General features: G+C 42.6%; 6 protein-coding genes and 1 tRNA gene. 2 read left to right on the top strand and 5 right to left on the bottom strand.

Features of this window, described 5'->3' with window-relative positions; translation table 11 throughout:
- Positions 1-7: 7 nt before the first annotated feature.
- The 3 genes from H6571_05250 to H6571_05240 all read right to left on the bottom strand — a co-directional run bounded on the left by H6571_05250 (position 8) and on the right by H6571_05240 (position 3,796).
- Positions 8-496 carry a hypothetical protein gene (locus H6571_05250; GenBank protein ID MCB9323131.1) on the bottom strand — a complete coding sequence of 163 codons (489 nt, stop codon included), beginning with the start codon at positions 494-496 and terminating at the stop codon, positions 8-10.
- 756 nt (positions 497-1,252) lie between these two features.
- Positions 1,253-1,325, bottom strand: a tRNA-Met gene (locus tag H6571_05245).
- A 77-nt stretch (positions 1,326-1,402) separates the two neighbouring features.
- Positions 1,403-3,796 carry an immune inhibitor A gene (locus tag H6571_05240; protein ID MCB9323130.1) on the bottom strand — a complete coding sequence of 798 codons (2,394 nt, stop codon included), beginning with the start codon at positions 3,794-3,796 and terminating at the stop codon, positions 1,403-1,405.
- A gap of 699 nt (positions 3,797-4,495) precedes the next feature.
- On the opposite strand from H6571_05240, the gene secDF reads away from it, so the two are divergent.
- Positions 4,496-7,600, top strand: coding sequence for a protein translocase subunit SecDF (gene secDF / locus H6571_05235; GenBank protein MCB9323129.1), 3,105 nt, complete (start codon positions 4,496-4,498; stop codon positions 7,598-7,600).
- Between the two features lie 62 nt (positions 7,601-7,662).
- On the opposite strand, the gene H6571_05230 is transcribed toward secDF, so the two are convergent.
- The gene (locus H6571_05230; GenBank protein ID MCB9323128.1) at positions 7,663-8,958 is read right to left on the bottom strand and encodes an AAA family ATPase; all 1,296 of its coding nucleotides are present in this window, start codon (positions 8,956-8,958) and stop codon (positions 7,663-7,665) included.
- 234 nt (positions 8,959-9,192) lie between these two features.
- Entirely contained in the window at positions 9,193-9,795 is a 603-nt protein-coding gene (locus H6571_05225) for a hypothetical protein (protein MCB9323127.1), read from the bottom strand.
- A 788-nt stretch (positions 9,796-10,583) separates the two neighbouring features.
- Here H6571_05225 and H6571_05220 point away from each other — a divergent pair.
- On the top strand, positions 10,584-12,800 hold the full coding sequence (locus H6571_05220; GenBank protein ID MCB9323126.1) for an NADP-dependent isocitrate dehydrogenase: 2,217 nt from the start codon (positions 10,584-10,586) through the stop codon (positions 12,798-12,800).
- The last annotated feature ends 8 nt before the right edge of the window (positions 12,801-12,808 follow it).

Genomic DNA, 12,808 nt, shown 5'->3' with positions numbered 1-12,808 from the left:
TTTTTATCTAACCAAGCATTTGAATGGCCATTGCAGCCTGTTCCCGGGTAAGCCCCGTTTCATAATGTGTTTGAATAAAACGCTTTTTCTGATGGGGCAGGAGGTCATCTACATCATCAAAAATGACATAGTTGGTTACCTTGTGGATATCCAGCCAGTCTTGTATTTCCTTACCACGTGAAATCATATACAAAAGCTCCTCATCAAAATGCGTGATACCTACCACCTTGCCAGGTAAGGCTCGTGCTTCCCACATCTCCTGCATCACTTCAACGCCCAGATAACGCCAGGAAGAACTGATCACAACATCAGCTCCGGTGGTATCGATTATTTGTTCCAGGTTTTTTACACAGCCCGCATCAAATAAAAAACCAAACCGATCCCGGTCCCGGTATCCATGCAATAAGGGTTCTAAGCCTTTCCTCCAGGCATTATCGAATTTGTCGATTTGCAGGACACCGTCGAAGTCTAAGAATAGAATTGGGTTGTGGGACATGGGATAGTATATTTGTTAGTGGGTAGAATTTAGAAAGTGGATCCTTTTAAAAGTCATTTTTTGAAATTTGAACTCCCAAAAACTTCGTTATTCGATATTCGATATTCGATATTTTGCGGTTCTGTCTAGTACTTTTGGAACCTCAGAACCTGCCGACGTTGCGTCAGCTACCGTATATACATAAATGTTACTTTTAGGTAGATATTATTCAACTCTTTCAGAGTTGCCAAATTTATTTTATTAAACAATGGATTTCATCCATTGCCATTAATATTGATTCCCTTTCGGGAATAGATTTTAGTAATGAGAAACGAATTAATTGGATTATTCTGTAAAAAAAATCCCCAACGGGGATGAATCTCAATTAACACAGTATGAAATGCTGTGTTAAAACAATATCTGCAGGCAACCCTGAAATGGGTTGTATTTTATTGTACCCTAAAAATTTATGTATATACGGTAGCGTTGCGTCAGTAGACAGGTGTATAATTCAGACTGCAGAAGTCTTATTCATTTAATTTTGTCCTTTTTTAGGATAAGATTTCAGGTCTCTCTAAAATAAACAGATTTTGGATTCCTTTGACATTTTTTGGTTTCGATTAAAATTTTATACTTCAAAACCAAGTTTTAATGCTTTCAAAACAACGGCTTGTTCGGCAATGTCCCCTTTGAGTTTTGTATCCATTTGATTTCTTTTTTCACAAGATAGGCATAAACGAAAAAAGCCCGTCATTGCTGACAGGCTTTTTTTCTTAGTAGCGGGGGCAGGACTTGAACCTACGACCTTCGGGTTATGAGCCCGACGAGCTACCAACTGCTCCACCCCGCGATATTTAGGACTGCAAAGATAAAATATATTATTTCGAAAACAAGACTTTCGAAAGGTTTATTTTTATTTTTGTTTGGTTAGTGAATGACTAACAACCGTTTAAAGGGGGAATTTTTTTGTTCCTGCTTGAATTTGCAAAAATAAATACCTGGCATCCAAAGGCTTGTGTCGAATTCAATTTTTTCAGGCCCGGAGACTTCTTTGAGAATCTCCGTCATTTTTACCCCCAGCACATTGTAGAAAACAATTTCGGTGAGTTTTGCCTCATCGTTTACCGGGCTTATTGCTAAAAAAACTTTGTCGCCGGAAGGGTTAGGGGAGAGGGACCATTTCGTTTCCGGTTCAGGAATTTTTGTTACTCCTGTGTTATTCGCCGTCAGGAAGATGCGGACATCGTCGAAATAAAAACCATCTTCCTGTAAGTACCCGTCAGATACCATTGAAAACTGAATGCTGATCTCGTCGTTCTGGTTTACGAACGGGGTGATATCAATGATTTCTTCCACCCAGCCTTTTTGATTTCCGTCGTAAACGGGATTGCCTTCATCCTGGAATTGAGTACCCAGACTTGAAAATTTTCCGCATAGGGGGAAATAAGCTCCTCCGTTTACCGACAAAGAGACCTGGGCGTAATCGTATTGTGGTTCAATATCCCATTTGGCCCAAAAATTCAGGTAGGCTTTTTCAAATCCCGTATTGAGGGAAACCGGGTTTTGAAGATGGATATGGTTGGATATATTATTTGCATAAACTCCGGCAGGTGAATCGGTGATGCTCGACGGGGGAGAATAAAACATATTATCAGTCTGGTTCCAGGGGCCGGAGATAATTTCCCAATGGTCAAGGGATGCTTCTGTATCTGAGAACACGGGTGGGTTGTCGATAAATATTTTGCTAATGGTATCTCCCTGGATATAATCTCCATTGGACAGGGAAAGGTAAAATTTTATTACATCGCCGTTTTGAATCTCCGGATTCAGGGTAAACGGGATGGAGCCATCCACGGACTCATTCATTTCCAGCCAATGAGAGGATGAGGCACCTACCTCCAAAATATTATCACTCACCGGGGTTAAACTGACCTCAAGAGATCCTTCCTGGAGTCCAATTCTTTTTAAACTGTAATAAAAGGTTGATTCAAGGCTGTTGGTAACCCCTGAGTTTATATCTTTTAACAGTCCGAACCGATGTAAAAGTGATGCCGCATTCAGGTTCATCAGCATGGTATTACGACAATTGGGAATGATCTGGTCTTCGGTAGGCCAGAATCCTCCGCTGGAGCCTACTTCAGGAGTAAAAGAAAAAATGGAAGGTTTTGTGTTTTGTTCACCGTACATCCAGTCATCAGAATCTCCATTGACTACATAACCTACCGTTTCGGAACCTATGCCCGAAATGAAATGATTATCGGCCACCAAAACGTCTGCCATATTGGAAAAGGTTTCCTGGTCAGGGGTATAAGAGTCCGAAAATCCCCAGGGATGGATGAGCAAGTCCCCGTGGGTATGATAATTCAGCGCTATTTGAAACTGGTGGGCATTGCAGAAGTCACGAACCGCCCTGGTTTCAGGTTCCGAAAAAGCTTCCGTACCTCTATAGGTTTCCGACAGTGGATTTTCAGAGGAACCTTCATTGTCGTATCCCCATTCATGGCCATAGTTCCGGTTGATGTCCACTCCATGAGAACCATCCCCGTTTTCTACCCGGTTTTTGCGCCACAATCCGCCTCCATCCGGATTGTTGATTTGGTTGTAAACATAACCGTCGGGATTGATACAGGGGATAAAATACATTTCTGTATGATCGATCAGGTACCGGATTTGTTCATCACTGTCGTAATTTTCCAGCAGGTACCACATATAATAGATCAGTTGAGAAAGGCTGGCCGGTTCGCGGGAATGGTGCAAAGCCGTATAGAGGATCTCCGGCTCATTTTCATCCATTTCAGGGTGATCAGAGATACGTACCCAGTGAATGGGGCGTCCTTCGTAGGTGAGTTCTTCTGTCAGGGGTGATTTGGTGGAGATCAGGTCAGGGAATTTTTCTTTCATATCATCCAGGATGGACAGCATTTCCTGCCAGGTGAAAAATCCTGCCATATTGCCCAACTCGAAATTTTCCGGAGTGGGAAATTTTGGGGCGGCTACATTCTCCTGACAATCTTCCGGGCCCCTGTAATCAGTTGGTTGTCGGGAAGGATCAGCATACCAGGCCTCCACGTCGGGGATCAATATTTCATATTCGAATCCTGCAGCAGACAACTGTTCGATCTCATAAGTGGAAAGATCTGTAATGAAATACCTTCCTTTGGCGTAAGTGCCGTGGTCCACCGCTAAGTGAATTGCTGCAAGTTCCTCCAGGGTTTGAATTTCATTCAAAAACACCTTTACCTTCGAATAGGATAGGGAAGCTTCCTGGGCAAAGCCAACGGAAACCAGGGAAAGGAATAAAACAGTCAGGATGTTTTTCATTTTGCTCATAATTAGGTGGCGGTCTGGAAAAGCTGCAAATTAATACCTGTATCCTAATCGCCCAATAATGGAAAGCAATAAATAGCGCTCTGTCAACTGGCGGATACATTTAATTTTCACTCTGTTGAAGTTTTGTGGTTTCAAAATGGTCCCGGCACTTCGTGCACGAGGATCTCCCTTCGGTCGATTTCAGGGTTGTTTCAAAGTGGTTTCAATATTGTTTCAAAATGGTTTCAAGGTTGTTTCAGGGCACATCACGCCTTCGACATTCGATATTGGATACCTTGCCTGCTGTCGCAGTAAGGCAGGTTCTACATTCTGCGGTTCTGATAGCAATGCGATAGAACCGCAGAATGTAGAATATCTAACCCGCCTGCTGACTGCAGGAAGGGAGGTGTAGAAGTCAGCAGTGTTCTTAATAATTCTAATTTTTATTGGTTGTTTAATACTGTTCCAGCACTTACTGATTAAATATAAAAATTAGAAGCAAGAGTGGTCAATTAACTGTTTCTTTGAGTTTCTAAAACCTTGAATTAGCAGGTTGAAAGAGCCATGAATTGCCCCGTTTTCTAATTTTTTCCAATTACACTCCGATTATTGTGTAAAAGACTTATATTTGCGGAGTTTTTTTAAAGGGTTCTCCAAAGGAACCCTCTAACGCTTATTTTATTAATTTCTAAAAAAGTAAATTTTTACGTTATGCAAGGAAAAGGAATTGTGAAGTTCTTCCTTGTTGTGATGACATTGGTCACATTAATTCAGTACATTTTTATCCTGCCAACACAGCGGGTAGAAAAAGATGCTGATGACTATGCGATGAAGTTGTCAAAACAAGCGGCGAACGAAGTGAGAGCGGTGGCTGTTTATAAGCAGGCGCGTGCGAAATTCCTGGACTCAATGTCCACGGAAGAGGTATTTAAGTTGCCTCTATTGAAATCTTATACCTATCAGGAGCTCAAATCCCGCCAGTTAGCACTGGGACTTGACCTTAAAGGGGGTATGAGTGTCGTCTTACAGGTAGACCTCCGTGAGTTCATCAGATCATTGGCCAATGATAGCAAAGATCCTACTTTTTTAGAAGCGTTAGAAAAAGCAGCTAAGGCCCAACAATCTGAACAAACAGATTTTGTAACGTTATTCGGACAACAATACGCCAAATTAAAGAGTGCAGACGAAAAGCTCGCTCCTATATTTCAGCGTAATGAAGCCATGCGTGACCAGGTAACTTTTAATACCTCGGACGCCGAGATCATTGCATTACTCAGAGAGAAATCGAACGAGACCGTTGACCTGACCTTTAAGCTGTTGAAACAGCGTATTGACAAACTGGGGGTGACCCAGCCGAACGTTTCATTGGATAAAGAGCGTGACCTGATCGTCGTTGAGCTTCCGGGTATCGATAACCCTGAACGTGCACGTGAAAACCTTCAGGCTGCTGCGAAACTCGAATTCTGGAACCTCTACCGCATCAATGATCCGGGAGTGGTACAGTTTTTTGTTGACGTTAATGAAAAACTCAGAGCTGAAGCCGGTCTGGAAGACCAGGCTCCTGAAATGAGAATTGATACGATCACCACCCTGGATTCTTTAGGGAATCAGATTATTACCTATGATACTTCCCAGGTGGTAATGAATACAGCAGCAGGACCGTTATTTGATGTTTTCCAGGTGAACAGCCAGGGAGGCTTCGGTCTGGCAGCTATGGGAATTGCAGAAAGAACCAAGCGCGATACCCTGTCCAAATTATTGAACAGACCTGATATTGCTTCCATGTTTCCGGGAGAGGTGATGTTCCGTTGGGATAAAAACCCAATAGATTTTGGCCCAGATGCGGGTGTGGACAATGATAAGGATATGTATCGTTTATACGCAGTTAAGCTTGAACGTGATGGTAAATCTCCTTTGACAGGAGAGCATATTACTACTGCAGGGACAAGTCCTGACCCTCAAACAGGTGAGATTGCCGTTTCATTATCAATGGATGGTACCGGTACAAGAATCTGGAATAGAATGACCACCGTTGCCGCCAATGATAACAACCGGGAAGTTGCCATCCTTTTGGATGACGAAGTGGTTTCGGCTCCTCGTGTGATCAACCCGATTCCTTCCGGAAATACACAAATTACCGGTGGATTCAGCATACAGGAGGCCAATGACCTTGCGAATATCCTCGAGATTGGTAAGTTGCCTGCGGAAACGAAAATCATTCAGGAATCTCTGGTAGGACCTTCCCTTGGTAAGGAAAATATTGCCCGAAGTATGAAGGCCCTGATCATTGGTTTTGCACTGGTTTTTGCATTCATGCTCTTTTACTACGGTGGAGGGGGTATTGTTTCCGTTATTACCCTGTTGCTGAACCTGTTCTTTATCTTTGGGGCGCTGGCTTCCTATGGTACGGTACTGACTTTACCCGGTATTGCGGGTATCGTACTCACCATTGGTATGTCGGTGGATGCCAACGTAATCATATACGAACGAATCAGGGAAGAGTTACGAGATGGCAAGTCTCTTTTGATGGCTATCAGCGATGGTTTCAAACACTCCTATTCGGCTATCATCGATGCCAACGTAACCACTATCCTTACTGCTTTCGTCCTGGCTTACTTCGGACTTGGTCCGATCAAAGGATTTGCGGTGGTATTGATCATTGGTGTGTTATCTTCTTTGTTCACGGCTGTATTAGTTGGACGTTTGATTATTGATCAATGGACCAAAAAGGACAGACAGATTTCTTTCTCCACTTCGGTTTCCAAAGATGCTTTGTCAAAACTTAATATTGATTGGTTGGGCAAACGTAAATACGCGTATATCATTTCTGGAACCGTCATTTTACTTGGTCTGATTTCTTTCTTTACCAGAGGTTTTGAATTGGGCGTCGATTTCAAAGGAGGATATTCTTACAATATCACTTTTGATCAAACAGAACCAATCGATGCTCAGGCACTGAGAGAATCGCTTACGACTGTTTTCGAGGGCAATACGCCTATCGTGAAGGCCGTAGATGCTGCAAATACCTTCAACGTAGTGACCGATTATATGATCGATGCTGTTGAGGAAAAAGATGAAACGACGGGAGTAGTGACCAAGCCTTCTGATATTGTCATGGCAAAATTGTTTGAAGGCGTTAACGGTATGGTTGGAGGAAATCTTGACTTCGAGCAGTTCAAACTTCCTGACGGAGTGGGAACCAACGTAACAAGTTCCAGCCAGGTAGGGCCGACCATTGCGGATGACATTCAGCGTAGTGCCTTTTATGCGACGGTTTTTGCCTTGTTGCTGATCTTCCTTTACATCTTCCTGCGTTTTAGCAAGTGGCAGTACAGTTTAGGAGCGGTAGCAGCTTTGTTCCACGATACATTGATAACGCTGGCTGTATTCTCCATGTTCCATGGATTGTTTAAGTTTACCATGGAGATCGACCAGGCATTCATTGCGGCCATCCTTACGGTGATCGGCTATTCTATCAACGATACGGTGGTAGTTTTTGACCGTGTAAGGGAGTATTTCAACAAATACACCAGGAAAACCAAGGCAGAAGTGATCAACGGAGCGATTAACAGTACGATTTCCCGTACGGTTATTACCTCTATGACTACCTTGTTCGTGGTTGCTGTATTGTTTGCATTTGGTGGTTCCAGCATCAAAGGTTTCGCCTTTGCATTGTTGGTGGGTATCGTAGTCGGTACCTATTCATCTATCTTCATTGCAACGCCTATTATGGCGGATTTGACGGGAGATATGAAAGCTGTTGATGCATCAGAAAGTAAACCAGGCTTTTCCAAGAAGGCTAAAGCAGATGCTTAAAGCATAGAAATTTAGTATAAAAAAAAGCCCTTCAAGGATTTTCCCTGGAGGGCTTTTTTCTTTTAAAAATACCGCTCGTAAAACTCCACGATCCTTTCATCCGTTTTGATATCCGTTGCACGTATCGGTTGTTTGAGTACAATCCCTTCAAGGGTTCGGCAACGACTGAGGGCCACGTAAGTCTGCCCGTATTCAAAAGCCCCGGTTCCCAGGTCGATGACCACTTTGTCAAAGGTTTTTCCCTGGGATTTGTGGATAGTGATCGCCCAGGCCAGCTTCAGGGGATATTGAGTGAAGGTTCCGAGGGTTTCTGTTTCAATTTTTTCGGGATTACCGGGATTGATTTCATATTTGAGTACCTCCCATTCCATCTTGCCAACCTCGATATACCTCGGTTTGTTTTGATCGTCCTCGACCATTACCGTGATGTTGTTGTCCTCCAGTTTGACGATCTTGCCGATGGTGCCGTTGACGAATTGTTTCTCCGGGTCATTTTTGATGAACATAACCTGAGCGTCCAGTTTTAAGTTCAGTACGGCTTCGGTCGGGTAGCGGGAAGCAGGAAAGTCACCGGTAATTTTGGCCATATATGTTTGTGCCGGCAACGGGATGGAATCGATCTTTCTTTGGTTGATGTGATCCACAGAATAGTTTCGGGCGGAAAGGGTGATGAAAAAATCTTCAGGTTGAAAATCAGGCCTATACCGTTCATTGAGATCCTCAAGATCATCAAAATCCGCCCTGTTGAGCCTGACGCTGTCCAGCAGCCGGAGAAAAAAACGGTTATCCTGCCGGTACACCTTTTTCAATTCCAGCATACTCATTTCAAAACCGTCTTCGAAGACTTTTGCAGAAAAAAAGTAGGGAGAATCATAAAAACCACTAAACAATTGTTGTTCTGCCTCAGAGGAAACCACGGGAGGCAATTGAAAAAGGTCGCCAAAGAAAATGACCTGGATACCGCCGAAAGGTTCAGGATTTTCGCGGTTCTTGCGCAGGAATTGATCAATATTATCCAGCAGGTCAGCCCTAACCATCGAAATTTCATCGATGATGAGCACTTCAGCTTTTTCGTAGATCTTTCTGCTCCGGAGCTTTTTTATTTCGTGGCGGGCAATGGGTTTGGCCGGGAACTTAAAAAAAGAATGTATGGTCTGACCCTTGACGTTGAGGGCCGCGATCCCTGTTGGAGCCAACACGATGGCATTTTTTTTGGTAGTGTTGCGAAACAATTGAAGCAGCGTAGACTTTCCCGTTCCGGCTTTTCCGGTGATAAACAGGTTTCGACCCTCTTTCTCGGCCAGGTCAAGCGCATATTTGAAGTCGCTGTTTAATTCCAATGGTTTTTTTTCGTGCATGTTTTATGCTGTTGTTCTTGGTTTGTTAATCAAAGATCGAAAAACATAAATGGGCAGGGTAGTGTTCAAAGTTCCAGGTTCAAATTTCAAATGGAGCAATGCGACATCCTCGATAAAATTGTCGGGATTGTTGTTGATTATCAATCATTTATAGGCGAACGATCTCATGGGAAGCACCGGAGCTCCGCTCCCTGCGCCTAATAATTCTTTCAACCCTTATGTCCACTTTGCCTTTTAGTCCTTCATCCATTCATCCTGCCAAATGATCCTGCCCCGGACATCCTGCGGAATCCGGTTCATACAAAGTTCTGAAGTACTTCCTTTGGAATCACAGATCATTACTCCACGACAATCAAACAGTTGAACGCCATTGCCTTTGAATAAATAGATCCATTCACTTTTTCCGGAAGGATAACTGATCACTTGAGCAGGTTTATATTTCTCAATAGAATTTTTCATCCAGTCCACACTCATCGGAATGGTAATTTCCTGACATTCAGAAAGGGTTGCCTTCGGGGTATCCAACACTTCCAGGCAGGTGACCTCGACAATCATATCTTCTGCCATGCAAATACTCATGCCATCGGTTTCTTTATAGTCAAACCGAATTTTTTGCCCGTCTTTCAGTTCTACGTTTTCGTCCGGAAGGCTTATTGGGAGGAGTTTTTGTCCATTTTTCAGAATGATAAGTATTCCGCAGCCGTCCAGTCCGGCAAAGTCCTTAACGGTTCCAGTTTGAGAGCATTGGCCATTATTAGCGCCAGGCTTCCCGGTTCTGCAGGCGCTTTGGAATAAGCTTAATAACAGGCAAATGGTAAAAATGGGTAAAAGCTTCATTGCTTACGCGTTTTTGTATTAAAAATGGAGGCGAATCCGGATAAAAATCCTTGCTCTTTTCGGCCTGATAAAAAACCAGTACTTCCATTAGTATCAAAAGTAATAAAAAAGAACACAGCACACAATAAGCCCCTTGTAATGCATTTAGAAAAGATATTAAAAAGCTGTACTGTCAGGGATTGCTTTTGGGGGATAAAATAATCCTACGCGACATAGGAACGAAAAAAACAAAGTGACATTCTTAATACACTGTAACGAAAGTTTATTTATATAGTTTAAATGTTCTATTCCGATACTTTTTTGTCACGCTGATTTCGCAGATTATCGCTGAAATATTTAGGAAAAATCCTTTTATTCTGCGTTTTGCCCCGACCATTGGTACGGGGTGTTCCATCTACGGAATACCGACCAGAGGTAGGATATGTCAGGTTGTTCCATCTGAGTGAAAAATTTGTGTTTGGGGACTTATTAAAAAATAAAAAAACATTTGTTACACGGCACTTAATAACGCGGTAAAAATAAATTTACACTTTTGCCACACCTCCGCTCCGGCCCTAAGTGGAGTCAGCGCAGTAAAATGTAAATTTATTTTTGAACCATCCCTTAATCTTGGAAATCACTCAAAATCAGTAATTTTAAATTTTAAATTTATCATTTTAAATTTTACATTTCCTATATAAGATTCAAAGGCATTTAGTTGAAGAAATTTCATTCAAAATGGTATATTTGGCGACTCAAACAAATTATCGTTCACTATGACCGATCCTTCGGTTTTTAAACAATAACACATGTCTTCTAAGATTATTTATACGGATACTGACGAAGCTCCAGCTTTAGCAACAAAATCTCTTTTTCCTATTGTTCAGGCATTTGCCAGACAATGTGGAATTGAAATGGAAACAAAAGATATTTCCCTTGCAGGCAGAATCCTTGCTAACTTTTCTTCTTATTTGAAACCGGCACAACAAGTAGCCGATGCATTGGCTGAATTGGGTGAATTAGTTAAGAAGCCAGAAGCAAACATCATCAAATTGCCGAACATTTCAGCTTCTTCGCCTCAGCTAAAAGCAGCTATCGAAGAGTTGCAAGGTGATGGGTTTCCGGTGCCCAACTATCCCGACACGCCTGCTAATGATGAAGAAAAAAACATAAAAGCAATTTACGACAAAATAAAAGGTAGTGCTGTAAATCCTGTCTTAAGAGAAGGTAACTCAGACAGAAGAGCCCCTAAGCCGGTCAAGGCTTATGCCAGGCAAAATCCACACTCTATGGGTAAATGGTCTGCGGACTCTGCTACTCATGTATCTACTATGGAATCAGGAGATTTTTTTTCCAATGAAAAATCAGTAACCATCGCACAGGCAGGGAGCGTAAAAATACAATTATTGGGTGCTAACGGTACAACGGTCTTAAAAGAATCTGTTCCTGTTCTTGAGGGGGAGATTATCGATGGTACATTCATGAGCAAAAAAGCATTGGTTGCTTTCCTGGAAGAACAAATCGCAGATGCTAAAGCCAAAGGGGTATTATTCTCCCTGCACATGAAGGCTACAATGATGAAGGTTTCTGACCCGATCATTTTCGGTCATGGTGTAAAAGTATTTTTCAAGTCTGTTTTCGAAAAATATGGAAAAGAACTGGACGAAGCCGGCATCAATGTAAACAATGGTCTGGGGAACCTTTTGGGTAACTTAGATAAGCTTTCTCCTGCTGTGAAAACAGGGGTGGAAGCTGAAATACAAAAATGTTTAGCCGAAGGTCCGGATCTGGCAATGGTTGATTCAGACAAAGGGATTACGAACCTGCACGTACCAAGTGACGTGATCATTGATGCTTCAATGCCTGCTATGATCAGAAACTCTGGTCAAATGTGGAACAAAGACGGGAAGTCTCAAGATACTAAAGCCGTAATTCCTGATAGTGCTTACGCGGGCATTTACCAGGCAACGATTGACTTCTGTAAAGAAAATGGTGCTTTTGACCCCAGAACAATGGGTACTGTCCCTAATGTTGGTTTAATGGCTCAGCAAGCGGAGGAATATGGTTCGCATGATAAGACATTCGAAATTCCTGCGTCAGGTAAAGTACAAGTGGTTGATAATACGGGCACTGTATTGATCGAGCATGAGGTTGAAGAAGGGGATATCTGGAGAATGTGCCAGGTAAAAGACCTTCCTATTCAGGATTGGGTTAAATTGGCTGTCAATAGAGCAAAGGCAACGGGTGCTCCTACGATCTTCTGGTTGGATGAAAACAGAGCGCATGATGCTCAATTAATCAAAAAAGTAAAAACTTATTTACTAAATCACGATACTACTGGTTTAGACATCAGAATCCTTCCTCCCGAAGAGGCTGCTAAAGTTTCTGTCAAACGAATGAAAGATGGTCAGGATACGATTTCTGTTACGGGTAATGTATTGAGAGACTACAACACAGATCTTTTCCCTATCCTGGAGTTAGGGACCAGTGCAAAGATGTTGTCTATCGTTCCATTGATGAATGGTGGTGGTTTATTTGAAACGGGTGCGGGGGGATCTGCTCCTAAGCATGTACAACAGTTCAACAAAGAAAACCACTTAAGATGGGATTCTTTAGGTGAATTCCTGGCCTTAGCTGTTTCTTTTGAACACGAAGCAGAGCGGAACAACAATCCTAAAGCAAAAGTATTGGCTGACGCATTGGATAACGCTACAGTTTCTTTACTTCAGAATGGTAAGTCTCCATCGAGAAAAGTAAAAGAGATAGACAACAGGGGCAGTCATTTCTACTTGGCGTTGTACTGGGCACAAGAACTGGCTAAGCAAACAGCTGATGCGGATTTACGGGCTAAATTTGCTCCTGTTGCGGATGCTTTGGCTCGCAACGAAGCAAAAATCGTCGGGGAGTTAAACGCCGTTCAAGGTGCGGCTATGGACATCGATGGTTACTATTATCCTAGTCCTGCCAAAGCGGAGGATGCTATGAGGCCAAGTGCTACTTTGAATGCTATTATTGACGCAATCTAAGTTCGGGC

The organism is Lewinellaceae bacterium, assembly GCA_020636105.1.
Taxonomy (GTDB): Bacteria; Bacteroidota; Bacteroidia; order Chitinophagales; family Saprospiraceae; genus BCD1.
This window is presented reverse-complemented; position numbering and strand designations above follow the sequence as displayed.